The following is a 22,644-nucleotide window of genomic DNA, read 5'->3' on the forward strand; positions in this document are numbered from 1 at the left end:
CCATCATGACAGGTCAGAGGGCGTTTTCGTAGGACCGAGAGCACAGTCGATTGCCCTTGTTTGGGCGACTGTGCGGCTTTGAGAATCACCGTCATGAATCACTCGGCGAACATCAGTCACGAAGCGGTCCTGCGAGCGAGGGTGGCCCTGCTCGGCTCGGAGGTGCTGCCGCTGCGGCAACAGGTCGCGGCCTACCGTCTGCTCGCCCAAGTGAGCCCGCTGGTCTATCTGCCCCTGCTGGCACAGGCGTTGTGGGAGTACAACCCCCACGAGTTCGCCCACCGGCCGGAGATAGGGCTGGCCCTGCGGGCCGAGTCCGTCGCCGCCGCGCGCCGGATGCACGCGGTCGAACCCGGCTGGGCGGGGCTGCTCGTCACCTCGCTGGTCCACTACGAGGAGCAGCTGGCCCTGATGGGCCGCACCACGGAGGCCGGCGCCGTGGCGGAAGAGGTCGCGCGGCTGCGGTCCGATCACGGGCCGGCCGCCGGGCGCTGAGCCCGCGGGAAGGGGGCGGGCGCCCCCGCGAGGGGGCGCCCGGGGTCACGGCCGGGCCTCGGAGGCGCCGGCCGGCCCGTTCCGGTCCGTCGCGCGCAGGCCCTGGACGAGCAGGTTCAGGCCGAAGGCGAAGTGCGCGGCGAAGTCGGTGCTCGTGAGGACGGGAAGCGCGGCGGTGAGGTGGGGGAACCCCTGCGCCGCCACCGCCCGGCGCAGGCGGTCGGGGTCGGCCGGGCCCGCTTCCGCCGCGCCCGCTCCGGCCGCGTCCGAGTCCCCCGGCTGGAGGGCGGCCTGTTCTTCCAGGGTGTGCCCGACGGTGAAGTTGACGACGGCCAGGACGGCGCGGGCGGCGTCCTCGTCGCGGAAGCCCGCCTCGCGCAGGACGCCGACCAGGTTTTCCGCGAAGCCGAGCGTGTTCGCGCCGGTCGAGTGGGTGCCCGCGTAGACGCGCGCGCCGTCGCGACGGGCGAGGAGCGCCGCCCGCATCCGGTGGGCGAGGACGGTCAGCCGCTCGCTCCAGTCGCCTTCCGGCGGCGGGGCGGAGCAGCCCTCCAGCATCCGTTCGGCCATGACGGTGAGCAGGTCCTGCTTGGTGGCGAAGTGCCGGTACAGGGCCCCGGCCTGGACGCCGACCGCGTCGGCCAGCCGCCGCATGGTGAGCGCGTCCAGGCCGGCTTCGTCCAGGAGGTCGAGCGCGGCCCGGGCGGTGCGGCCCTGGTCGAGCCTCGGGGGCCGGCCGCGCGCCGCGCGGGCGCCCTCGGCGGGGTGCGGGGTGGACGGTGAGCTCATGACCCCCACTATAGTGAACATCGTTCACGTGAACACCGTTCACTAAATAGGGAGAGGTTGCGATGGACACCGATGTGATCGTCGTGGGCGCGGGTCCGACCGGGCTGATGCTCGCCTGCGAGCTCGCGCTGGCCGGCGTACGGACCCTGGTGGTGGAGCGGCGCGCGGAGCCCCAGCCGCATTCCAGGGCGCTCACCCTGCACCCGCGCAGCGTCGAGCTGATGGACCAGCGGGGTCTGGCCGGCCGCTTCCTCGCGCTCGGCCGGACCCTGCCCGGCTGGCACTTCGCCGCGCTGGACACCCCGCTGGACTTCAGCGCGCTGGACACCCGGCACGGGTACACGCTGTTCCTGGCCCAGGCGCACACCGAGGCGCTCCTGGAAGCGCGGGCGCACGAGCTCGGCGTGGAGATCCGCCGGGGGCGCGAGAGCGTCGGCCTGCGCCAGGACCCGGAGGGAGCGGAGGTGGACGTACGCGGTCCCGACGGCGTCGAAACACTGCGCGCCCGGTACGTCGTCGGCTGCGACGGCGGGCGCGGCTTCGTACGGCGGGCGGCCGGCATCGAGTTCACCGGCACCGACGAGACCCTGACGGGGATGCTCGGCGACTTCGCGAAGGCCGACCCCGAGGCCCTCGGGCGGGCCCGCGCCCAGGGGGCGCTCGCCGTCCCCCTGGAGGGGGGCCTGACCCGCTTCGTGCTCGTGGACCCGGAGCGGATGCGGATCCCGAGCGCCGAGCCGGTCACGGCCCGGGAGTTCCGCGCCGCGCTGATACGGGCCTGCGGGAGCGACTGCGGGGTCGCCGAGCCCCGCTGGCTGTCCCGGTTCGGGAACGCCACCCGGCTCGCCGAGCAGTACCGCTCCGGGCGGGTACTGCTGGCGGGGGACGCGGCACACATCCACTTCCCGGCGGCCGGACAGGGCCTCAACACCGGGCTCCAGGACGCGATGAACCTGGGGTGGAAGCTGGCGGCCGAGATCCACGGCTGGGCGCCGGAGGGACTGCTCGACAGCTACCACGGGGAGCGCCACCCGGTCGGGCGGGCGGTCACGGAGAACACCGAGGTCCAGACGCTGCTGCTGGAACTGACGCTGGTGCCGCGGTACGCGCGCCCGGCCGCGGCCCTGCGGAGCCTGGTCGACGGGCTGCTCGGGATGCCGGAGGTCAACCGGCACCTGGCCGGGCTGGTCTCCGCCCTCGACACCGCCTACCCGGCCCCCGCCGGCTCCGGGGCCGATCCGCTGGTCGGCGGGCGGATGCCGGACATCGCGCTGAGCGTCGCCGGTTCGGCGGCCTCCCGGGTCTACGAGCTGCTGCACGACGGCCGCTTCGTGCTGCTCGACCTCAGCGGGGACGCCGGCGCGGCGGACGGCACCCGCGCGTGGGCCGACCGGGTCACCGCCGTCGCGGCCGCACCTGCGGCCCCCTCCGGCGGCGCCGGGCACCCGCGCCTCGACGGGGTGGCGGAGGTCCTCGTACGCCCCGACGGCCACGTCGCCTGGGCGAGCCGGACCACCGACGCCGACGCCCGCCGCGCCGAGCGCTCGTCGGCCCTGACCGCCTGGGCCGGCGAGCCCCGCCCGTAAACGGATTGCGCACCGTCCCGGGGCCGGCCGTCGCGCCTGGCCCGGATCGGCCCCGGCCTGCGGCAGGCTGGCGGGCGCAGCGTGTCCCGAGGAGAGGGTGTGGTGTGGCCATGGGCGAGGAACGGGCCGTGAACGTCGGACCGGCCGGGATCGAGGTGGTGTACGAGCGCCTCGGGGAGCCGCAGGCGCCGCCCGTCCTGCTGGTGATGGGGATCGGGGCGCAGCTGATCGGCTGGCCGGACGGTTTCTGCGCCGAGCTCGTGGCGCGCGGCGTGCAGCCGATCCGGTTCGACAACCGCGACAGCGGCTTGTCGTCGCACTTCCCCGACGCCCCGAAGCCGGACTTCATGGCCGCGCTGTCCGGCGATACGTCCTCGGCTTCGTACACCCTCTCCGACATGGCGGCCGACGCGGTCGGACTGCTCGACGTGCTCGGGCTGGACAGCGCGCACCTGGTCGGCGCCTCGCTGGGCGGCGCGATCGCCCAGACGGTCGCGATCGAGCACCCCGGCCGGGTCCGCTCGCTGACCTCCGTGATGTCCACGACCGGTGACCCGTCCGTGGGCCGGGCCAGTCCCGATGCGCTCAGCGCGTTCGCGGGGCCGTCGCCCACGAACCGGGAGGAGGCCGTGGAGCGGATGGTCCGCATCGCGCGGGCGCTCGGCTCGCCCGGGTTCGGCTTCGACGAAGCCGCGGCCGTCGAGCGCGCCGGCCGCTCCTACGACCGGGCCCACGACCCCGTCGGGATCACCCGCCAGGCGGTCGCCTCCCTCGCCTCGGGCGACCGGACGGAGCGGCTGCGGACCCTGCGGGTGCCCGCGCTGGTGATCCACGGCGCCAACGACTCGATGTGCGACGTCAGCGGCGGCCAGGCGACAGCGGCGGCCATCGACGGCGCGGAACTGATGGTGATCGACGGGATGGGCCACGGCCTGCCGCAGGCCCTGTGGCCCGCGCTCGCGGAGCGGATCGCCGCGCTGGTCCACCGCGCGGAAGCGCACCCGTGCCGCAGCGCCCCGGTCCCGGCCCCGTCCCCGGCCTCCCCCGTCATCCCCTGACCGGTCGCGCCGCGACCGGGGGCGCCGCGGACCGGGAGCGGGAGCCGCGGCGCGGGAGCCGCGACGCGGGGGCCATCAGCGGCCCGCGGCCCCGGGCGCGGTGAGGGCGGCGAGGAGGCCGGGGAAGGCCTCGTCCATGTCGGCCCGGCGCAGCGCGTTCATCCGCGAGGTGCCGACGTAGTACTGCCGGATCAGGCCCGCCTCGCGGAGCACCTTGAAGTGGTGGGTGGCCGTGGACTTGCTGACCGGCATGTCGAAGCCGCCGCAGGTGATGTCCCGGCCCGCAGCGTCGAGTTGCGTGACGATGCCGCGCCGCACCGGGTCGACGAGGGCCTCCAGCACCTGCTGGAGGTCGAACTGTGACACCTCGGGGTGTGGCGGCGTGCGTCCCATGCGACCCATAGTACGACGGCGATAAAAGTTTGACGGTCATCGAACTTCCCGGCACAGTAAGGGCGTTCACGATGACCGAGGAGGGTGTCATGGCACGGACCGTGCGGTTCCACGAGATCGGCGGACCCGAGGTGCTGCGGCTGGAGGACCTGGAGACGGGCGAGCCGGGCCCGGGCGAGGTACGGATCCGGGTGGACGCGATCGGGGTCAACAGGGCCGACGCCCTGTTCCGCGGCGGCCGGTACATCCAGCCGGTCAGACGGCTCCCCGCCACGCTCGGCAACGAGGCCGCGGGAGTGGTGGAGGCCGTCGGGCCGGGGGTGGCCGGGTTCGAGGCGGGGCAGGCGGTGAGCGTCATCCCCTCCTTCTCGCACAACGACTACGGCGTGTACGCCGAGCGGGCCGTCGTGCCGGCGAGCGCGCTGCTGCACCGCCCCGACGGGGTGGACGCGGTGTCCGGCGCCGCCGTGTGGATGCCGTACCTCACCGCCTACGGCGCGATGGTGGAGGTCGCCGGGATGCGCGCGGGCGAGGTGGCGGTGCTCAACGCGGCCTCCAGCAGTGTCGGAATCGCCGCGATCCACACCGCCAACCGCCTCGGCGCCACTCCGGTCGCGCTCACGCGGACCCGCGCCAAACGGCAGCGGCTGCTCGACGAGGGCGCGGCGGAGGTGATCGTCACGGAGGAGGAGGACGTGACGGAGCGCCTGCTGGAGCTGACGGACGGCAGGGGCGCGGAGTTCGTCTTCGACGCGGTCGCCGGGCCGGGTGTGGTGGAGCTGGCCCGCGCCGTGGCCGACGGCGGGACGCTGTTGCTGTGGGGTGCGCAGAGCGGGCAGCCGACGCCCTATCCGGGGTTCGACCTGGGGATGCCGGCGCTGAACATGCGGACGTACACGATGCTTGAGGTCACCCGCGACCCGGAGCGGATGCGCCGCGCCGTCGCCTTCGTCACCTCGGGTCTGCGCGGCGGGGCGTTCCGGCCCGTGGTGGACCGGCTGTTCCCGCTGGAGGAGATCGTACGGGCGCACCAGCACCTGGAGTCCAACACGCAGGTGGGCAAGATCGTGGTCACCGTGGGCCATTGAGGCCGCGCCCGGACCGCCGCTTCGCGCCATTCGGCGGGGCGGCGGCGCGGGTGCGGGGCCCGGCCGTGACGGTGCGGGTCAGAGGCCGTACGGGCCGGTCGCGCCGGCTGCCGGGAGCGCGGCGGACGGGGCGAGCGGATTGTCGTTCCTGCCGTTCAGCGCGCTGCCGCCCGAACAGAACCAGGGCCGGCCGGTGGCCGGATTCAGGTGTGCGCCGCTCCTCGATCATGACGAGTCATCAGCTTCTTTCGGTGGCCCCCGCTACAACCGGTACACGGACCGGCGCGCGCGCCGGCTCGCGATCCGGCTTCCCGCAGCGAAAGGTCACGTATCGATGCCCGCACCGAGCCTGCTCGCGGTCTACGCACACCCGGACGACGAGTCCCTGTCGTCGGGCGGGGTGCTCGCCATGCACGCCGCCGCGGGCGCGAGAACGGCGGTGGTCACCGCGACGTGGGCGGCCGGCACCCGGCGCGCCGCCGAGCTGGCCGAGGCGCTGCGCATCCTCGGCGCCGGTGAGCCGCGGCTGCTCGGGTACGCCGACGCGCGCGCACCGCAGTCGGCGCCGGGCGCGGCCCGGTTCTGCGACGCCCCGCTGGACGAGGCGGTGCGGCGGCTGGTCGCGCACATCCGGGAGTTCCGCCCGGACGTCGTGGTCACGCACGACGCGTACGGCGGGCTGCCCGGCCACCCCGACCACGTGCACACGCACCGGGTGACGCTGCTGGCCGTACAGGCGGCCGGACTGGAGCGGCTCTACCCGGACGCCGGCGCGCCCTGGCAGCCGGGCGCCCTGTACTTCGCCACCCACCCGCACTCGGCGGTCCGGACGCTGGGCGGGTACCTGGCCCCGACGGGGAAGGGGATGAACACCGTCGCGGACGAGCTGGTGACCGCGACCGTCGATGTCGGGCCCTGGCTGGGGCGGAAGTGGGCCGCCGTGCTGGCCCACCGCACCGAGGTGACGCGCGGGGCCATGCCGGGCCATCTCGCCGGACTCCCGCCGGCCGCGAGGCAGTCGCTGCTGTCCACCGAGTGGTACATCCGGCACGACCCCGGCCCCGCCGCCCACCCCCAGAGCGAACTGACCGCGGGCCGCGCCGGGGACGCTTCACCGGCGACGGGGGGCCGGACCTGGCCGGCCGACTGCGGCTGAGCCGGACACCCGTGCCGGGTCGCCGTCCGGGCCCACCGCGCCCCGGTGAAAGTTGAGAATTGTTCACTTTCCATTGACAGGGCGGGCCGCGGGGCCCAACAGTGCCGTCAAAGACATCGCCAACGCCGCTCCAGTGGAGCCCTGTTGGCCATGTCGACGCGCCCGGATCCCCCCGAACGAAGCGAGTGCGCATGACAGCCCCCCTGCCCCCGTTCCCCGCCGGCTTCCTGTGGGGCGTCTCGGCCTCCGCCTTCCAGATCGAAGGCTCGGTCACCGCCGACGGCCGGGGCCCGTCCTCCTGGGACGCCTTCACCAAGAGGCGGGGAGCCGTCAAGGACGGCTCGCACGCGGACGTGGCCACCGACCACTACCGCCGCTACCGCGAGGACGTGGCGCTGATGGCCGGCCTCGGCGTCGGCGCCTACCGGTTCTCCGTCTCCTGGTCGCGCGTGCTGCCGGAGGGCGCGGGCCGGGTCAACCGCAAGGGGCTGGACTTCTACGACCGGCTCGTCGACGAGCTGTGCGCCGCCGGCATCGCCCCGGCGCCCACCCTCTTCCACTGGGACACCCCGCTCGCCCTGGAGGAGCGGGGCGGCTGGCTCAGCCGCGACACCGCCGAGCGGTTCGCCTCGTACGCCTCGGTGGTCGCGGAGCGGCTCGCCGACCGCGTCCCGATGTGGATCACCATCAACGAGCCCGCCGAGGTGACCCTCCTCGGGTACGGGCTCGGCGAGCACGCCCCCGGCGAGCGCCTGGTCTTCGACGCGCTGCCCGTGGCGCACCACCAGCTCCTCGCCCACGGCCTGGCCGTGCAGGCGCTGCGCGCCGCCGGTGCCCGCGAGATCGGCATCGCCGCCTCGCACAGCCCCGTGTGGGCCGCCGGGGACGGCGAGGAGGACCGGGCCGCCGCCGAGCTGTACGACACGCTCACCAACCGCCTCTTCGCCGACCCCCTCCTGACCGGCGCCTACCCGGACGAAAACCTGGCCGCGCTGCTCCCCGGCCCGGTGGCCGAGGACCTCAAGACGATCTCCGCGCCGCTGGACTGGTACGGGATCAACTACTACAACCCCATGCTCGTCGGCGCCCCGCGACCGGCGGCCGCCGCCGCCCCCTCCGGCTTCGGCGGCATCGAGATACCCTCCGACCTGCCCTTCGCCATCCGCCCGATCGAGGGGTACGAACACACCGACTTCGGCTGGCCGGTGGTGCCCGACGGGCTGCGCGAACTGCTCGTCACCATGCGCGAGCGCTACGGCGACCGGCTGCCGCCCGTGTACATCACCGAGAACGGCTGCTCGTACGGCGACGCGCCCGACCCCGCCGACGGCCGGGTAGCCGACGCCCGCCGGATCGCCTACCACGACGGCCACCTGCGCGCCCTGCACCGGGCGATGGCCGAAGGGGTCGACGTCCGCGGCTACTTCATCTGGTCGATCCTCGACAACTTCGAGTGGGCGGAGGGGTACCGGCAGCGCTTCGGGCTCGTCCACGTCGACTACGACACGCTGGCGCGCACCCCCAAGGACTCGTACGCCTGGTACCGCGACGTGGTCGAGAGCAACCGGTGACGGGCTCCCGGGAGGCGGCCGCACCCACCGGAACCGGGGTCGGCGGCGGCTGGGTGAGCGCCCTGTCCCTCGCGAACCTCGGGGTCTGGGTCGGCTGGTTCGGCCCGCTCCAGCTGCTCCTGGCACGCCAGGCCGAGCACCTCGCCCCGGAGCACAAGACGTCCACGCTCGCCCTGGTGACCGGGGTGGGGGCAGCCGTCTCGATGGTGGCGAACCCGGTCTTCGGAGCCCTGTCCGACCGCACGACGGCACGCGTCGGCCGCCGCGTCCCGTGGGTGGTGGCCGGGGTGGCGGGCGGCGCGGCCGGGCTCCTCCTGCTGTCCCGGGCGGCGAGCGTCACGGCCGTGATCGCGGGCTGGTGCCTGGTGCAGCTCGCCCTCAACGCGGCGTTCGCCGCCCTCACCGCGGCCGTCCCCGACCAGGTCCCGCGCCGGCAGCGCGGCCTGGTCGGCGGCTGGCTGGGGGTCTCGCAGGTCGGCGGCATCCTGGTCGGCACGGCGCTGGCCACGGCCGCGGGCGGGATCACCGCCGGATACCTGGCCTGTGCGGCCTTCTCGGTGCTCGCGGCCGTGCCGTACGTCCTGATGCGGCGGGACGTACGGCTCTCCCCCGCCGACCGGCCGCCGTTCCGGTGGCGGTCCTTCCTCACCGGCTTCTGGATCGACCCGCGCCACCATCCCGACTTCGGGTGGGCCTGGCTCACCCGGTTCCTGATGAACCTGTCGTACTCCATCAGCACGATGTACCTGCTCTACTACCTGACCGACGCGGTGCGCTACGGGGGTGACGCGGACACCGGGGTCCTGATCCTCACCGCGCTCAACGCGCTCACCCTGCTGGCGACGGTGGTCGTCAGCGGCATCCGATCGGACCGTTCGGGCCGGCGGAAGGCGTACGTCATCGGGTCGGGGCTGGTGATCACGGCGGCCACCCTGCTGCTGGCCGTCTGGCAGACCTGGACCGGCGCGGTCGTCGCCTCGCTCGTCCTCGGTGTCGGTTTCGGCGTCTACACGTCGGTGGACTTCGCCCTGCTGACGGACGTGCTGCCGACGGCCGAGGACCGGGGCAGGGACCTCGGCGTCATCAACATCGCCAACGCCCTGCCCCAGGTCCTGGCCCCGGTGATCGCCGCTCCGGTCGTCTCCCACCTCGGCGGCTACACCGCGCTGTACGCGCTCGCCGGTTTCCTCGCCCTCGCGGGATCGGTCCTGGTCCGCCGGATCCGCGGGGTGGCCTGACCGGGCCCGCCGGTCACGACGCCCCGGCGGACGGGACCGCCTCGAAGAGGCGGGGCGCGCCGAAGCCCGCCGCGGCGAACGCGCGCAGGACCGCTGCCGACACCGCTCCCACCCCGGCGGCCTCGACCAGGGCGATCGCCGAGCCCCCGAACCCGCCGCCCGTCATCCGGGCGCCGAGCGCGCCCGCCGCCAGAGCGGCCTCCACGGCGAGGTCCAGCTCGGGGCAGGAGACGGCGAAGTCGTCGCGCAGCGAGAGGTGGGAGGCGGTGAGGAGCGGGCCGGTCTCCCGCAGCCGGTGGGAGCGGATCAGGCGGACGGTGCGCAGCACCCGGGCGTTCTCGGTGACGACGTGCCGCGCCCGGGCGCGGAGCACCGGGTCGTGCAGGACGTTCAGCTGCGCCACGGACTCGATGTCGCGCAGTGCGTCGACCCCGAGCAGGACGGCGGCCAGTTCGCACTCCCGGCGTCGTGCGGCGTACTCCCCGTCGGCCAGGGCGTGCTTGGCCCCGGTGTCGATGACGAGGAGGCACAGGCCCGCGGCCGCCAGGTCCAGCGGCTCCTGCGCGAGGGCGAGCGAGCGGGTGTCGAGGAAGAGGGCGTGCCCCGGGGTGCAGCACATGGAGGCCATCTGGTCCATCACTCCGCACGGGACGCCGACGAAGGCGTTCTCGGCGCGCTGGGCCAGCAGGGCCGTCTCGGGAGCCGTGAGCACGATCCCGTACAGGGCGCGGAGCGCCGTGGCCACCGCGCATTCGAGGGCCGCGGAGGAGGACAGTCCGGCGCCCAGGGGCACGTCGCCGTCGAGGAGGAGTTCCGCTCCGCCCACGCGGTGTCCGGCGTCGCGCAGGGCCCAGGCGACTCCGGCGGCGTACGCGGACCAGCCGCCGGGTGCGCCCGCCGCGCCCGGCCGCAGCGCGGTCAGGTCGTAGGACGCCGGGGTCGGCGCGGCGGTGGAGACGAGGTGGAGCGTGTCGTCGGCGCGGCGCCGGGCGTGGACCCTCGTACGGTGGGGCAGGGCGATCGGGAGGACGAAGCCGTCGTTGTAGTCGGTGTGTTCACCGATGAAGTTGACCCGGCCCGGTGCCGACCACACCCCCTCGGCCGCGCCGCCGAAGTGCCGGGCGAAGGCGGCCGCCCCCTCGTACTCCCCCACTGCGTCGGTTCCTCTCGTCGGGTGCGCGCGCCCCGTCGGGAGCGCGCCCCGGTCACGGCAAGAGCCAGGATCCTGACCGCCCCGTCCGAAGTCAACAGAACCGGAGACGAGCACGGCACCCTCGCCCGCCGGCGGGTGCCGCGCGGTGCGGTAGGTTCCAAGATCGACTCGTTGGAAGATCAGATCGGAGCAAGGCGTGCGCATACGCAACGCAGCGGCGGCAGGGGCACTCATCCTGGGGGCCGCGCTGCTGGAGGCGCCGGGCGCGGTCGCCGCGGACGACACCGTGGCGCTCACCGCGACCTTCAACGACCCCGCCGGGACGGCGGCGCAGCAGGACGCGATCCGCAACCAGCTGATCTCCCTGGTCAACCGGACGCCGGCCGGTGCGGAGATCAACGGTTCGATGTACCTGTTCACGGACGGCGGTGTCAGCAACGCGCTGATCTCGGCGAAGAAGCGCGGGGTGAAGGTCAGGCTCATCGTGGACGGTGACGCGGTGGCGGACACCGGCCCGGACGGCAAGCCCACCGGCTCGGAGTACGCGACGCTCGCGGCGGCGACCGGCCTGGGAACTGACCTCGCCGCCGACTCGTGGGTGCTGGCCTGCCCGGCGACGCGCGGGTGCGTCGGCAACCGGAACCTGGGCGGGGGCGACGACGGCGCCATCAACCACAACAAGTTCCTGCTCTTCTCCAAGGTCGGCGCCACCGAGAAGGTGGTGTTCCAGACCTCCGCGAACCTGACCACCAGTCAGCGGCGCAACCTCTTCAACAACGCGGTGACCATCCCGGACGCGGGCTCCGGCCTGTACGCGTCGTACCTGGCGTACTGGCAGGACCTGCGCGGGTACGGCGCCTCCGGGAACGGCCTGGCCACGTACTACAAGACCACGGACGCGGGCCCGTACAAGACGTACTTCTTCCCGCGCCAGGAGAAGGCGGGGACGACGTACGCCACCGACCCCGGTACCGACACCGTGGTCTCGCTGCTGAACAACGTGGACTGCGCGGGCGGGGCGACCAAGGTCCGGATCGGCATGTACGCCTTCACCCGCCCCCAGGTGGCGGACAAGCTCGTCGGGCTGAAGGCCGCGGGCTGCCGGGTGGAGCTCCTGCACAACGGGGAGGACGGCAACCTCGGCGACGGCGTCCGGGACGCGATCGCCGGGCGGCTCGACTACACCGCGCGGTGCGCGGGCACCGCGACCGATGCCGCCGGGGCGACCCGGGCGATCGGCATCCACTCCAAGTACCTGCTGATCGAGGGCACTTACCTGGGCGGCGCCCACCGCAAGCTGGTCTTCACGGGGAGCCACAACTACACCTTCCCGAACCTGCGTTCGCACGACGAGACGCTGCTGAAGATCGACGACGCGGCGGTGTACGACGCGTTCGCGGCGAACTTCGAGTCGATCAAGGCGGGTCCGCACTGCGCGGCGTGGTGAGGTGAGGTGAGGTGGCCCGTACATGACCCGGTAGCGACGCTCCGCCGCGATTCACCGGGGGCCACCACCGCGCAGGCCCTACAGTCGGCGCATGGTGCATGTACTGGGCAGCAGGGTCCTGCTGCGCCCCACGGACCCGGAGCGTTCCCGGGCCTTCTACGGTGAGACCCTCGGCCTCGCCGTCTACCGCGAGTTCGGCACCGGTCCGGAGCGGGGCACGGTGTACTTCCTCGGCGGCGGCTTCCTGGAGGTCTCGGGCCGCTCCGAGGACCCACCGGCGCCCGGGCTCCGGCTGTGGCTCCAAGTCGCCGACGTACAGGCGGTACATGAGGAGCTGCGGGCGCGGGGCGCCGAGGTGCTGCGGCCGCCGCTGCGGGAGCCCTGGGGACTGATCGAGATGTGGATCGCCGACCCGGACGACGTGCGCATCGCCGTCGTGGAGGTCCCGGCGGACCATCCGCTCCGGTTCCGCCCGTGAGGGTTGGGGGTGGGCCGGGCGGGCAGGAGCCGGGTGCCGCCCGAGGGAGGATCGATGAGCAGCAGTGGCGACGCCCGGCCGGACCCCGTCGGGCACGACGCGCGTGACGGCGGCCGGAACGACGGCAGGGACGACGGCAGGGACGAGAGTCCGGAGGAACGCGCGGACCGGCAGTGGCAGGATCTGGTCCAGGAGATCCGGGTCGCCCAGACCGGGGTGCAGATCCTCTTCGGCTTCCTGCTCTCCGTCGCCTTCACCACGGAGTTCCGGCGCCTCTCGCAGACGGACACGACGATCTACATCGTCACCGTGGTCCTCGCCTCCCTGGCCACCGGCGCGCTCATCGGTCCCGTCGCCTTCCACCGCCTCGTGTGGGGCCGCCGGATCAAACCCGAGACGGTCGTGTGGGCCTCGCGGCTCACCTTCATCGGCATCCTGCTGCTGCTGGCGACCCTGACCACCGCCCTGTTCCTGGTCCTGCGCGTGACCACGCACAACGCGCTCGCTCCCTGGCTCGTCGCGGGAGTCCTCCTCTGGTACCTGCTGTGCTGGTTCGCGCTGCCCCTGTGGGTCCGCGGCCGGGGCCGCGGCGCCGGCCGGCGCTGACCGCGCGCCGCGTTCCGGGTCGGCTCTTACGCTGGAGGGAGCGGACCTAGGGAGCTGAGCATGGCCGATCAGGGACCACCCGGGGCCCCGGACCTGCTCGGCGGGCTGCTGGCCGCCAGTCACCTGATGTCATGGCGCGACCTGCCTGGCGCGGTCCGTACGTACGCCGCGCGCGCCGGGCTGGAGGACGCGCTGATCTATCTCGCGGACCTTCAGGAGCGCCTGCTGGTGCTGCTGCCGGACGCCGCCCCGGGAGGCACCGGTCCGGGCACCGGCCCCGGCGCCGGGGCGGGCTCCGGGGCGGACGCCGAGCTGCGGATCGACGCCACCGTGGCCGGCCGGGCCTTCCAGCTGGGCCGGGTGCTGTCCCAGGGCCCGGGCGGGGTGGAGGGCGGTCACCAATGGTGGCTGCCGCTGCTGAACGGCACGGAACGGCTGGGCGTCCTGCGGGTGACCACCGCCGGCGACGACGGGGCGACGGCCGGCCGCATGCGGCTGCTGGCCACCGCGGTCGCGCTCCTGGTGGTGAGCAAGCGGGATTCCAGCGACGCGCACGCGCGCCTGGTCCGCACCCGGGAGATGAACGTGGCCGCGGAGATGCAGTGGAACCTCACGCCGCCGCAGACGTACGCGGACGGCCAGGTGGTCATCTGCGGCGTGATGGAGCCCGCCTACGAGATCGGCGGGGACGCCTTCGACTACGCCCTCGCCGACGACGTGCTCCACCTGTCGGTCTTCGACGCCATGGGCCACGACACCTCGGCGGGCATGACCGCCAACCTCGCGGTCGCCACCAGCCGCAACAACCGCCGCCACAGGATGGACCTGGCGCGGACCAGCGAGGCCATCGAGGAGGTGCTGCTGGGCGAGTTCCGGCGGGAGCGGTACGTAACGGCGGTGCTGGCCGATCTGAACACCCGGACCGGCCGGCTGACCTGGGTCAACCGCGGGCACCACCCGCCGGTGGTGATCCGCGGCGGCCGCTGGTCCGCCCTGCTGCACTGCCCGCCCGGCCACCCCATGGGAACCGATCTGGGGCTGGCGACGACCGTCTGCCACGAACAGCTCGAACCGGGCGACCGGCTGGTGCTGTACACGGACGGCATCACCGAGGCGCGCAATCCCGACGGCCTCCAGTTCGGCCTCGACGGGTTCATGGACTTCCTCATCCGGCACCACTCCGACGGGCTGCCCGTCCCCGAGACCCTGCGCCGGCTCACCCACGCGATCCTCGACCACCATCGCGAGCGGCTGGCCGACGACGCGACCGTGGTGCTGGCCGAGTGGCTCGGGCCGGACCGCCGGACCGGAGAGGTCGAGGCGATCGTCGGCCTGCCGGACGGGGTGGTGCCGGGCCGCGTCAGCCGGTGACGCGCGACGCGAACGCGTCGAGGTTGGCGTTGGCGCGGGCGATGCGCTCGTCCACGGTCAGCGTCTCCTCGTGGGCCGTACCCCTCAGCTTGGGCTGCCGCTTGCCCCGGATGTAGAGGGAGCAGGCCAGGTCGGCGCAGACGTAGACCCCCACCGTGTTGCCCTCGCGGCCGCGGGCGCCCGCGAGCGGGGCGACGAGGAGCGAGACGCCGGAGGCGGCGTGTCCGGTCATACAGATCTGGCAGACGCTGGACTTGAGGGCGCTGGTGCGGTTGACGGCGGGGACCCGGAGGGTGATGCCGACCGCGGAGCCGTCCGCTCCGGGGCGGACGACATGGGCGCGCAGCGGCGCACCCGGATCCACCCAGCCGAGGAAGTCGAGGTCACTCCACGGGAGTTGGGCGAAATCCGCCGGCAGCTTCAGACGGGCCGCCTCACCCTTGGTGCAGTTCACGAAGGAGGAACGGATCTGTTTCTCGTTGAGCGGGTCCATGTCACGCAACGATACGTGGCGATACGGACCGCAGTCATCCGACTTTTCCACAGCGCCGCGAGCCCTTCACCGTATCAAAGACATACTTATGGATCAAGCCGCTGATATGGTGATTACTTATGGAAGGGCGGGTTCGCCCGAGCCGAATCCGAGGAGCGCTGCCATGAAAACGATCGGACTGCTCGGCGGGATGAGCTGGGAGTCGACCGCCGAGTACTACCGGCTGCTGAACGAGCTCACCCGCGAGCGCCTCGGCGGCCTGCATTCCGCCCGATGCGTGCTGTACTCCGTCGACTTCGCGGAAATCGAGCGGCTCCAGGCCGGGGGCCGCTGGTCGGAGGCGGGCGAGGTCCTGGCGGCGGCCGCCGGCTCCCTGGAGGCGGCGGGCGCGGATCTGGTGCTGATCTGCACCAACACCATGCACAAGGTCGCCGACCAGGTCCAGGCCGGGATCTCGGTGCCGCTGCTGCACCTCGCCGACGCGACCGCCGACGCCGTCAAGGCCGCCGGCGCGCGCCGGGTCGGGCTGCTCGGCACGGCGTTCACCATGGAGCAGGACTTCTACCGCGGCCGGCTCGCGGCGGCCGGACTCGACGTGCGCGTGCCGGACGCCGCCGGACGCGCGCTGGTGCACCGGGTGATCTACGAAGAGCTCTGTCAGGGCATCGTGCGCGAGGACTCCCGCGCCGACTACCGGCGGGTCATCGGGGAGCTCGTGGCCGACGGCGCCGAGGGGATCATCCTGGGCTGCACCGAGATCGAGCTGCTCGTCGGCGCGGCGGACAGCCCCGTTCCGGTCTTCCCGACGGCCCGGATCCACGCGGAGGCCGCCGTGGAGGCGGCCCTCGCCAGTACGGGCACCGGCACCGCCGGCCGGAGCGCGTGAGCACGCGCCCGGCCGGCGACTCCGTACGGCTTCCTCAGGAGGGGCAGCTGAGTCCGGTCCGGGCGGCCTTCACGGCGGCGTCCAGCGTCTGGGCCTGCGGCTGCAGCTTCTTCACGGCATCGCTGCCGGTGGTGTCGCCGGGCAGGGCCTGGTAGGACTTCTTCAGGCCGTCCGCGGCGGACTTCACCGCGTCCTTCTGCGCCGCCTCCCACGTCGCCGTGGACTTCGCGACCGTCTCCCAGTCGCTCTGGACGGCGTCGTAGGCGGTCTTGACCTGGTCCTTCGTCGCGGTCGACGGATTCAGCGCGTTGAGCGCCGCGGTATCGGAGTTGAGCTTGGTCAGGTCGGTGCACAATTCCGCCGCGGCCGCGCTCGGCTGACCGCTCGGTTCACCGCTCGGGCCCGCCGCGAACGCCGCGGAGGCTCCGCCTGCGGCCAGGACCAGCGCCGCGGCGGTGCTCACGGCCGTACTCAGAATGCGCCTCATGAGTTTCCCCTCGTCGGGATTGGGTGTCGCCCCGCCCCTCACGTCCCCGAGCTCCCCGGCTACCCACGCTGGCACAGGGTGCCGGGCCCCGCAATCGGCCGCCGGTGGGGCCGGTGCGCCGCAAGGGATCCGGTACGACTCAGGTCGTACGGCGCACGCGACCGGAGAGCGATGAAGCCGCCCGCTCGCACGGCGAGCATCGCCATGTGAAGGAAACCCTCGTGGGATTACCCCTGTCCCCCCTTGAAGTCCTCCTGGTGGCGGCCGCCGTCGCGCTGGTCCTCGCGCGCTGGCTGCCCGCCGGCGCCCGCCGGCCGGTGACGATCGCCGCGGCGGCGCTCTTCCTGGCGTCGGGCGCGGCATCGGGTGTCATCGGGGCGCGCTGGCAGCTGCTCCCGGTGTTCGTCGGCGCGGCGGCCGCCCTGCCGTTCGCGCTCGCCCCGCTGCTGCCCCGGCGCGGCGGGCGGGCGCCGCGCCGGGCGCGGTGGTGGCTGGCGCTGCCCGGGTCGGCGCTCTGCCTCGCGCTGATCGCCGCGGGCCCGGTCGCCTCCTGGGCCCTTCCCGTGCCGGTGTTCCCCGAGCCGTCGGGCCAATTCCCGGTCGGTACGGCCGTCTTGGAGCTCACCGACCCCGGGCGACCGGAGCCCGCCACGGCCGCCCCCGACGACCGGCGGACGGTCGTGGTGCAGCTCTGGTACCCCGCGGGGGACAGCCCCGCCGGGACCCCGCGGGCCCGCTGCCTCGGCGCCACCGAGCGGGAGGCCCGCATCGTCTCCGACGGCCTCGCGGCCTATGCCGGCGTCCCCGGGTTCGTACTGGACGGCCTCGGCCGCGCCCGTACGCACGCCGTGCCCGGCGCCCCGGTGGCCGGGCGGGGCGGGCGGTTCCCCGTCGTGCTGTTCTCACCCGGGCTGGGCTGAGTCCGTACGCAGAACACGGCCTGGGCCGAGGAACTCGCCGCCCACGGCTACGTGGTCGCCGCCGTGGACCACCCGTACGACTCCGCCGCGGTCCTCCTCGCCGACGGCAGGGTGGTCCGTACGCGGGTCGGCTCCAGCGGGGACGCGGCCGAGGACGAGCGGCGGGCGGCCGGCTGGACGGCGGTCCGGGCCGCCGACCTCTCCTTCGTACGGGCCGAGTTGGGCCGGATCGCGCGCGGGGAGGCGGCGGGCGTGCTCGCCGGCCGCCTCGACGCCGACCGCGTCGCCGCCGCCGGGCACTCCCTCGGCGGTGGCGCCGCCCTACAGGCGGCCCGCCAGGATCCGGGTTTCGCCGCGGTCATCGACCTGGACGGCTTCCCCCACGACCCCGCCCCGGCCCCCTACCACCAGCCGGTGCTCGCACTCACCCAGGAGATCGGCCCGGCGACCGACCCCGACTACCTGCCGCAGCTCACCCGGGTCCTGGAGCTCGGCACCGCGACGGGCTACCGCCTGACCGTTCCCGGGGCGGCGCACCTCACCTTCACCGACGCCCCTCTCTACCTGCCCCCCGTGCCCTCGCTGGTCGGATCTCTGGGCCGCGCGGAGAGCGTGCGCACCACCGCCGCGCCCTGCCTCGCCTTCCTCGACGCCGTGCTGCGGGACGGCGGCGGCGATCTCCCCGCCGCCCTGTCGGCCTACGGGGAGCTGAGCGTCCACCGCCCGGGCGGCGGACGCTGACCGGTCAGGTGACGGCCCGGCCGGTGACGGCGGACCGGACGTGGCTCCGGAACCAGCGGTGGGCGGGGTCCGCGCCGTTGCGCGGGTGCCAGGCCATCCCGATGTCCAGCGGCGGGAGGTCCAGCGGCACGGGGAAGGTCCGCAGGCCGAGCGCGGCGGTGGTCTCCGGCAGCCAGTCGGCCACGGTGAGGGCCACCAGGTCGGTGGTGGCGGCCAGCATCATCGCGCTGGTGTGACCGGGCACGACGACCGCCACCCGGCGCCGCAGCCCCTGGCGGGCCAGGGCGACGTCGATCGGGCCGAGCCGCCGGCCGCGCCGGGAGATCCCGATGTGGCCCGCCTCGGCGAAGCGGCGGGCGTCGATCGGCGCGTCGAAGAGGGGGTGGCCGGTGCGGGCGACGGCGGCCAGGGGCACCCGGGCCAGCTCCTCGGTCCGGGTCTCCGGATCGAGGTGGTCCAGCACCCCCAGCTCCACGTCCACGTCCCCCAGCCGCAGCCCCGGCCCGCCCTCCCCCGACTCCGGCAGGAACACCACGTCCACTCCGGGCGCCTCGGCGCCCACCCGGTCGGTCAGGGGTCCGGCCAGCCCGGTCAGCAGCAGGTCTCCCGCCTGGACGGTGAAGGTCCGGTGCAGGTGGGCCGCGTCGAATCCGGCGGAGGGGGTGAGCAGGGTGTCGGTGCGCCGCATGAGCGCGCCGACCTCGTCGCGCAGCTCCAGGGCGCGCGGGGTGGGCACCATCCGCTGGCCGGCCCGCACGAGCAGGGGGTCGCCCACCGCCCGGCGGAGTTTGCCCAGCATGCGGCTGGCGGCGGCGGGCGAGGTGCCGAGCCGTTCGGCGGCGCGCGTCACGCTGCTCTCCTGGAGGAGGACGTCGAGGGCGCGCAGCAGGTTCAGGTCCATGGCGACTCCGGGCGGTGATGATTGCGTTCGGCGCAACCATATGATGCTGATCTTTGCATTGCCCGGGGGTGCGACCGTCTTCGAGACTGGGACTCGTCCGCGGATCCGCGGCACATCCCCCTTGCGCCGCGGATCCGCGGCACATCCCCCTTGCGTCACACCGGAGTCGACATGCAGGAACTGATCCGTCCCGGAGCGGAAGGCGACGTACTGGCGGTGGTCAGCCAGAGCGGCGGCGATGTCTCCTTCTTCGACGCCGCCCGCCACACCCCGCTCGGCAGCGTCGAGGTGCCGGCCGAGCCCCACGAGCTCTGTTTCGACCCGACGCGGCGCCTGCTGTGGTGCGCCACCTCCTACCGGTCGGGCTTCTACCACGCGAACAGCGGCCGGCGCAGCGAGCTGACCGTCATCGACCCGGACACCCGCCGGATCGTCGAGGTCGTCGACCTGGCGCCCGAGCACGCCCCGCACGGCCTCGCGCTCGACGCGGGGCGGGGCCTGCTGTACGTGAGCGTCGAGGGCGGCCCCGACCGCTCCGGCGGCGTCGTGGTCATCGACACCGCGACGCGGCGGCCGATCGGCCGTATCGACACCGGGGCGCCGGGACCGCACTGGTTCGTCGTCGACGCCACGGGCACCACCGGGTACGCGAGTAACAAGGAGGCGCCCTTCGTCTCGGTCGTCGACCTGGGCCTCGGGAAGCTCACCGACCGGATCGAGGTCCCGGGCAGCGAGGGCATCGCCGTCTCCCGCGACGGTTCCCGGGTGTTCGTGGCGGCGCCCTACGGCTCGTTCGCCGGCCGGGAGGACGGTGACGGCGAACGGCCCGCGAACGGGGTACGGGTCATCGACACCGCGCGCGCCGAGGTCACCGCCACGCTGGCCACCGAGGGCCTCGTCTTCCCCGTCCACCACACCGCCACCGGCCGGGTCCTCGCGGGCGAGCTGCGCATGGCGCCCGATCCCGGTGCCCCGCTCGGCCGGCACGCCCCGGGGCGGCTGACCGTGTTCTCCGGGGACGGTGGCGAGCGCCTCGGCGGCATCGGGGTCGGCCTGTTCCCGCTCACCATCACCTCGTCGCCCGACGGCCGGACCGGCTACGTCGCCTGTGTGGTGTCGTCGACGGTGGACGTGGTGGACCTGGAGTCGATGCGCCGGCTGGGGCGGCTGGAGGTCGGCCGGCGCGACGGTGCGGGAGCGCACGGCCTCGCGTACGTCCCGAGGGCCTGACGACGCACCGCCCCCGGCGGCATCCGGCAGCAGCGCACGTCGGATCCCGCATGCCGGATGCCGCCGGGGGCGGGAGCGGCCTGATCGCGTAGTCTCGGCGGATGGCGAAGTACTTCGACGTGCACCCCGAGAATCCTCAGGCGCGCACCATCAGCAGCATCGCGGACTCCATCCGGGGCGGCGCGCTCGTCGCGTACCCCACGGACTCCTGTTACGCACTGGGATGCCAGCTCGGCAACCGTGACGGCCTGAACCGCATCCGGACCATCCGGAATCTCGACGACCGTCACCACTTCACCCTCGTGTGCCAGAACTTCGCTCAGCTGGGCCAGTTCGTGAACCTGGACAACAACGTGTTCCGCGCGGTCAAGGCGGCCACTCCCGGCAGCTACACCTTCATCCTCCCGGCCACGAAGGAGGTGCCGCGCCAGCTGCTGCACCCGAAGAAGAAGACGGTCGGCGTCCGCATCCCCGACCACGTCGTGACGCAGGCGCTGCTCGCCGAGCTCGGTGAGCCGCTGCTGTCGAGCACCCTGCTCCTGCCGGACGAGGCGGAGCCGATGACGCAGGGCTGGGAGATCAAGGACCGGCTCGACCACGTCGTGGACAGCGTGATCGATTCGGGTGAGTGCGGGACCGAACCGACGACGGTCATCGACTTCTCCAGCGGCGAGGCGGAGATCGTGCGCCGCGGTGCGGGCGACCCCTCCCGGTTCGAGTAGGCGGGCGCCCTGCGGGGAGCGGCCTGCGGGGAGGGGGCCGCGGGGGCGGCGAGCGGCGGACATAGGCTGTCGGGCGGCGGGAAAGTCCGCCCGATTTCCTGCCGGAAGGACCATGCGATGAGCGAGAAGACCCGCAAGCTGTTCGACGCGCTCGACCTCAACAGTGACGGCGTCCTGACGCGCGCCGAGGTGATCACGGCGCTGCGTTCGCAGGGCCCGACCCTCGCCGCGGGCGGGGACCTGCCGTTCTGGGGCCTGGGCGACGCGGACGCCTCCTCGGCCCTGTTCGACGCCGCCGACCAGAACGGCGACGACGTGCTGAGCTTCGAGGAATTCTCCCGCGAGGTGGACCGCCGCTTCGGCTGGTAGCCGGGGCACGCTCCCAGCGGCGTCGGCGACTACCGCCTACGCTGGAGGTGGCGGCTCGTGCGGTGAGCGGCCCACGAGGTCCGCCGGGTGGCCGCGGTACTCCCCCTCCCTACCGCGGCCACCCACCGGCCACCTCGGGTGTGTCACCCGGCCCGTAGCGGGAAGGCGTACGGCGTGACCTTCGAACATCCGGCGCGGCGCAAGGCGGACGGGCAGGTCGGGCGCTTCGAGAAGCTCGCCGAGCTGGCCTCCAACTTCACGAGTTCCCCCGTTTTCTCGCTCCTGTGCGTCCTGCTGGTGCTCGGCTTCGTGGCCGTCCACGTGGCGGGCCTGCCCACGGAATGGCAGCACCTCGCGGGCGACGCGATGGCCGCCGTGTCCCTCCTGCTGCTGGCCCTGCTGAAGAACGCCGAGCGCCGCGCCGAGCACGCCGTCCAGCGCAAGCTCGACGCCATCGCGGCGGTGGTCCTGGAACTGCGGCAGGGCGAGGGCGAGCGCAGCCGGGCCCAGGAAGACCTTGAGGCGGCGATCCGGCTGGAGGAGCGGCTCTGAGCCGGTGACCGGGCGCCCCCGCCCGGTCAGCCGTCCAGACGGTGCCTGCCGAGCTGGGCGACCGCCCCGGGGTCGCGGTGGTCGAAGAACACCGACGCGCCGGTGTCGAGTGCGGCGATGGCGGCCATCTGGTCCTCGCCGAGTTCGAAGTCGAAGACGTCGAGGTTCTGTGCCATCCGGCCGGGGTTCACCGACTTGGGGATCGTGATGATGTCGCGCTGGATCAGCCAGCGGAGCGCGACCTGGGCGGCGGACTTGTCGTGCGCCGCGCCGATCTCACTGAGGACGGGGTCGGTGAACAGGTTGTTCTTGCCCTCGGCGAAGCCGCCCCAGGACTGGTGCTGGACTCCGTGCTCGCGCATGAGCTCCTGATCGGCGGTGCGCTGGAAGAACGGGTGCGTCTCGATCTGGTTGACCGCCGGGACGACCTCGTTGTTGAGGATCAGGTCCAGGAGACGGTCGGGGTAGAAGTTGGCGACGCCGATCGCCTTGGCCAGGCCCTCCCGGCCCACGTCCTCCATGGCGCGCCACTGGCCGTAGACGTCGCCGAACGGCTGGTGCATCAGGTACAGGTCGACGTGGTCCAGGCCCAGCTTGGTCAGGGAGGTCTCGAAGGCCCGGCGGGCGTTGTCCTCGGCGGGGGCGTCCTGGATCCACAGCTTGGTGGTGACGAACAGTTCCCCGCGCGGGATGCCGCTGCTCCTGACGGCGCGGCCGACGGCTTCCTCGTTGCCGTAGGCCGCCGCGGTGTCGAGCAGCCGGTAGCCGGCGGCGAGGGCGTCGGTGACGGCCCGCTCGGTCTGCTCCGGCGGGATCTGGTAGACGCCGAAGCCGAGGATCGGCATTCGGACGCCGTTGTTGAGGGTGACGCTCCGCATGGGACCTTCCTTGTCACTCGGGCTCTCGGGCGATCG

The 22,644-nt window shown here is 73.7% G+C and carries 23 protein-coding genes and 1 pseudogene; 17 read left to right on the plus strand and 7 right to left on the minus strand.

The genetic code is table 11. The annotated features are described in order from the left end of the window. Nucleotides 1–93 precede the first annotated feature (93 nt). Nucleotides 94–495 carry a hypothetical protein gene (locus EES41_RS03660; protein WP_123075605.1) on the plus strand — a complete coding sequence of 134 codons (402 nt, stop codon included), beginning with the start codon at nt 94–96 and terminating at the stop codon, nt 493–495. 45 nt (nt 496–540) lie between these two features. On the opposite strand, the gene EES41_RS03665 is transcribed toward EES41_RS03660, so the two are convergent. After that, a complete protein-coding gene (locus EES41_RS03665; protein WP_123082233.1) occupies nt 541–1,284 on the minus strand; it encodes a TetR/AcrR family transcriptional regulator in 744 nt (247 codons plus the stop codon). Nucleotides 1,285–1,346: 62 nt separating this feature from the next. On the opposite strand from EES41_RS03665, the gene EES41_RS03670 reads away from it, so the two are divergent. Then, a complete protein-coding gene (locus EES41_RS03670; protein ID WP_123075607.1) occupies nt 1,347–2,870 on the plus strand; it encodes a monooxygenase in 1,524 nt (507 codons plus the stop codon). Between the two features lie 128 nt (nt 2,871–2,998). After that, complete coding sequence (locus EES41_RS03675) at nt 2,999–3,928, plus strand: alpha/beta fold hydrolase (protein WP_254211301.1); 930 nt, start codon at nt 2,999–3,001, stop codon at nt 3,926–3,928. Between the two features lie 75 nt (nt 3,929–4,003). On the opposite strand, the gene EES41_RS03680 is transcribed toward EES41_RS03675, so the two are convergent. Further along, nucleotides 4,004–4,321 carry a helix-turn-helix transcriptional regulator gene (locus EES41_RS03680; protein ID WP_123082234.1) on the minus strand — a complete coding sequence of 106 codons (318 nt, stop codon included), beginning with the start codon at nt 4,319–4,321 and terminating at the stop codon, nt 4,004–4,006. Nucleotides 4,322–4,410: 89 nt separating this feature from the next. Here EES41_RS03680 and EES41_RS03685 point away from each other — a divergent pair, with 89 nt between their 5' ends. From EES41_RS03685 to EES41_RS03700, 4 genes are all read left to right on the plus strand, one after another. Beyond that, nucleotides 4,411–5,409 (plus strand): zinc-dependent alcohol dehydrogenase family protein, encoded by a 999-nt coding sequence (locus tag EES41_RS03685; protein WP_123075611.1) that lies wholly within the window; start codon nt 4,411–4,413, stop codon nt 5,407–5,409. A 334-nt stretch (nt 5,410–5,743) separates the two neighbouring features. Further along, nucleotides 5,744–6,565 carry a PIG-L family deacetylase gene (locus EES41_RS03690; protein WP_123075613.1) on the plus strand — a complete coding sequence of 274 codons (822 nt, stop codon included), beginning with the start codon at nt 5,744–5,746 and terminating at the stop codon, nt 6,563–6,565. 191 nt (nt 6,566–6,756) lie between these two features. After that, nucleotides 6,757–8,136: a GH1 family beta-glucosidase gene (locus EES41_RS03695; protein ID WP_123075615.1), complete on the plus strand. Its 1,380-nt coding sequence runs from the start codon at nt 6,757–6,759 to the stop codon at nt 8,134–8,136. Then, a complete protein-coding gene (locus tag EES41_RS03700) occupies nt 8,133–9,374 on the plus strand; it encodes an MFS transporter (protein WP_123075617.1) in 1,242 nt (413 codons plus the stop codon). The genes EES41_RS03695 and EES41_RS03700 overlap by 4 nt, the downstream gene beginning before the upstream one ends. Before the next feature lie 13 nt (nt 9,375–9,387). Here EES41_RS03700 and galK read toward each other — a convergent pair whose 3' ends face one another. Beyond that, nucleotides 9,388–10,527: a galactokinase gene (gene galK, locus EES41_RS03705; protein ID WP_123075619.1), complete on the minus strand. Its 1,140-nt coding sequence runs from the start codon at nt 10,525–10,527 to the stop codon at nt 9,388–9,390. A gap of 196 nt (nt 10,528–10,723) precedes the next feature. Between galK and EES41_RS03710 the strand changes: the two genes are divergently transcribed. The 4 genes from EES41_RS03710 (at nt 10,724) to EES41_RS03725 (ending at nt 14,429) form a co-directional block, all read left to right on the plus strand. Further along, a complete protein-coding gene (locus tag EES41_RS03710; RefSeq protein WP_123075621.1) occupies nt 10,724–11,974 on the plus strand; it encodes a phospholipase D-like domain-containing protein in 1,251 nt (416 codons plus the stop codon). 91 nt (nt 11,975–12,065) lie between these two features. Then, nucleotides 12,066–12,452: a VOC family protein gene (locus tag EES41_RS03715; RefSeq protein ID WP_123075623.1), complete on the plus strand. Its 387-nt coding sequence runs from the start codon at nt 12,066–12,068 to the stop codon at nt 12,450–12,452. Nucleotides 12,453–12,506: 54 nt separating this feature from the next. Continuing rightward, the gene (locus tag EES41_RS03720) at nt 12,507–13,058 is read left to right on the plus strand and encodes a DUF6328 family protein (protein WP_123075625.1); all 552 of its coding nucleotides are present in this window, start codon (nt 12,507–12,509) and stop codon (nt 13,056–13,058) included. A gap of 60 nt (nt 13,059–13,118) precedes the next feature. Next, entirely contained in the window at nt 13,119–14,429 is a 1,311-nt protein-coding gene (locus tag EES41_RS03725; protein WP_123075627.1) for a PP2C family protein-serine/threonine phosphatase, read from the plus strand. Here EES41_RS03725 and EES41_RS03730 read toward each other — a convergent pair. Then, nucleotides 14,419–14,922, minus strand: a complete 504-nt coding sequence (locus EES41_RS03730; RefSeq protein WP_123075629.1) for an FBP domain-containing protein — start codon at nt 14,920–14,922, stop codon at nt 14,419–14,421. The genes EES41_RS03725 and EES41_RS03730 overlap by 11 nt on opposite strands. Nucleotides 14,923–15,085: 163 nt before the next feature. Between EES41_RS03730 and EES41_RS03735 the strand changes: the two genes are divergently transcribed. Next, the gene (locus EES41_RS03735) at nt 15,086–15,808 is read left to right on the plus strand and encodes an aspartate/glutamate racemase family protein (protein WP_123075631.1); all 723 of its coding nucleotides are present in this window, start codon (nt 15,086–15,088) and stop codon (nt 15,806–15,808) included. A 34-nt stretch (nt 15,809–15,842) separates the two neighbouring features. Here EES41_RS03735 and EES41_RS03740 read toward each other — a convergent pair whose 3' ends face one another. Further along, complete coding sequence (locus tag EES41_RS03740; protein WP_250570253.1) at nt 15,843–16,295, minus strand: hypothetical protein; 453 nt, start codon at nt 16,293–16,295, stop codon at nt 15,843–15,845. 206 nt (nt 16,296–16,501) lie between these two features. Here EES41_RS03740 and EES41_RS03745 point away from each other — a divergent pair. Beyond that, nucleotides 16,502–17,956: pseudogene (locus tag EES41_RS03745) on the plus strand (alpha/beta hydrolase family protein). 4 nt (nt 17,957–17,960) lie between these two features. Here EES41_RS03745 and EES41_RS03750 read toward each other — a convergent pair. Then, nucleotides 17,961–18,857: a LysR family transcriptional regulator gene (locus EES41_RS03750; RefSeq protein ID WP_123075635.1), complete on the minus strand. Its 897-nt coding sequence runs from the start codon at nt 18,855–18,857 to the stop codon at nt 17,961–17,963. A gap of 171 nt (nt 18,858–19,028) precedes the next feature. On the opposite strand from EES41_RS03750, the gene EES41_RS03755 reads away from it, so the two are divergent. The 4 genes from EES41_RS03755 to EES41_RS03770 all read left to right on the plus strand — a co-directional run bounded on the left by EES41_RS03755 (nt 19,029) and on the right by EES41_RS03770 (nt 21,730). Continuing rightward, the gene (locus tag EES41_RS03755; RefSeq protein ID WP_123075637.1) at nt 19,029–20,087 is read left to right on the plus strand and encodes a YncE family protein; all 1,059 of its coding nucleotides are present in this window, start codon (nt 19,029–19,031) and stop codon (nt 20,085–20,087) included. A 101-nt stretch (nt 20,088–20,188) separates the two neighbouring features. Continuing rightward, nucleotides 20,189–20,809 (plus strand): L-threonylcarbamoyladenylate synthase, encoded by a 621-nt coding sequence (locus EES41_RS03760; protein WP_037794591.1) that lies wholly within the window; start codon nt 20,189–20,191, stop codon nt 20,807–20,809. 117 nt (nt 20,810–20,926) lie between these two features. Further along, nucleotides 20,927–21,178 (plus strand): EF-hand domain-containing protein, encoded by a 252-nt coding sequence (locus tag EES41_RS03765; RefSeq protein WP_123075639.1) that lies wholly within the window; start codon nt 20,927–20,929, stop codon nt 21,176–21,178. A 174-nt stretch (nt 21,179–21,352) separates the two neighbouring features. After that, nucleotides 21,353–21,730: a hypothetical protein gene (locus EES41_RS03770; protein ID WP_123075641.1), complete on the plus strand. Its 378-nt coding sequence runs from the start codon at nt 21,353–21,355 to the stop codon at nt 21,728–21,730. 26 nt (nt 21,731–21,756) lie between these two features. Here the strand turns inward: EES41_RS03770 and EES41_RS03775 are convergent, their stop codons facing one another. Next, nucleotides 21,757–22,608, minus strand: a complete 852-nt coding sequence (locus tag EES41_RS03775) for an aldo/keto reductase (RefSeq protein WP_123075643.1) — start codon at nt 22,606–22,608, stop codon at nt 21,757–21,759. Between the last annotated feature and the right edge of the window lie 36 nt (nt 22,609–22,644).

This window comes from Streptomyces sp. ADI95-16 (assembly GCF_003721495.1).
GTDB classification, from domain to species: Bacteria; Actinomycetota; Actinomycetes; order Streptomycetales; family Streptomycetaceae; genus Streptomyces; species Streptomyces goshikiensis.

What these genes read in the sequence shown, in the direction of transcription:
- EES41_RS03765 (WP_123075639.1), top strand. Translation starts at nt 20,927, where the DNA reads ATGAGCGAGAAGACCCGCAAGCTGTTCGACGCGCTCGACCTCAACAGT.
- EES41_RS03740 (WP_250570253.1), bottom strand. Translation starts at nt 16,295, where the DNA reads ATGAGGCGCATTCTGAGTACGGCCGTGAGCACCGCCGCGGCGCTGGTC.
- EES41_RS03755 (WP_123075637.1), top strand. Translation starts at nt 19,029, where the DNA reads ATGCAGGAACTGATCCGTCCCGGAGCGGAAGGCGACGTACTGGCGGTG.
- EES41_RS03725 (WP_123075627.1), top strand. Translation starts at nt 13,119, where the DNA reads ATGGCCGATCAGGGACCACCCGGGGCCCCGGACCTGCTCGGCGGGCTG.
- EES41_RS03695 (WP_123075615.1), top strand. Translation starts at nt 6,757, where the DNA reads ATGACAGCCCCCCTGCCCCCGTTCCCCGCCGGCTTCCTGTGGGGCGTC.
- EES41_RS03685 (WP_123075611.1), top strand. Translation starts at nt 4,411, where the DNA reads ATGGCACGGACCGTGCGGTTCCACGAGATCGGCGGACCCGAGGTGCTG.
- EES41_RS03665 (WP_123082233.1), bottom strand. Translation starts at nt 1,284, where the DNA reads ATGAGCTCACCGTCCACCCCGCACCCCGCCGAGGGCGCCCGCGCGGCG.
- EES41_RS03750 (WP_123075635.1), bottom strand. Translation starts at nt 18,857, where the DNA reads ATGGACCTGAACCTGCTGCGCGCCCTCGACGTCCTCCTCCAGGAGAGC.
- EES41_RS03760 (WP_037794591.1), top strand. Translation starts at nt 20,189, where the DNA reads ATGGCGAAGTACTTCGACGTGCACCCCGAGAATCCTCAGGCGCGCACC.
- EES41_RS03715 (WP_123075623.1), top strand. Translation starts at nt 12,066, where the DNA reads ATGGTGCATGTACTGGGCAGCAGGGTCCTGCTGCGCCCCACGGACCCG.
- EES41_RS03775 (WP_123075643.1), bottom strand. Translation starts at nt 22,608, where the DNA reads ATGCGGAGCGTCACCCTCAACAACGGCGTCCGAATGCCGATCCTCGGC.
- EES41_RS03670 (WP_123075607.1), top strand. Translation starts at nt 1,347, where the DNA reads ATGGACACCGATGTGATCGTCGTGGGCGCGGGTCCGACCGGGCTGATG.
- EES41_RS03720 (WP_123075625.1), top strand. Translation starts at nt 12,507, where the DNA reads ATGAGCAGCAGTGGCGACGCCCGGCCGGACCCCGTCGGGCACGACGCG.
- EES41_RS03660 (WP_123075605.1), top strand. Translation starts at nt 94, where the DNA reads ATGAATCACTCGGCGAACATCAGTCACGAAGCGGTCCTGCGAGCGAGG.
- EES41_RS03690 (WP_123075613.1), top strand. Translation starts at nt 5,744, where the DNA reads ATGCCCGCACCGAGCCTGCTCGCGGTCTACGCACACCCGGACGACGAG.
- EES41_RS03680 (WP_123082234.1), bottom strand. Translation starts at nt 4,321, where the DNA reads ATGGGACGCACGCCGCCACACCCCGAGGTGTCACAGTTCGACCTCCAG.
- EES41_RS03730 (WP_123075629.1), bottom strand. Translation starts at nt 14,922, where the DNA reads ATGGACCCGCTCAACGAGAAACAGATCCGTTCCTCCTTCGTGAACTGC.
- EES41_RS03735 (WP_123075631.1), top strand. Translation starts at nt 15,086, where the DNA reads ATGAAAACGATCGGACTGCTCGGCGGGATGAGCTGGGAGTCGACCGCC.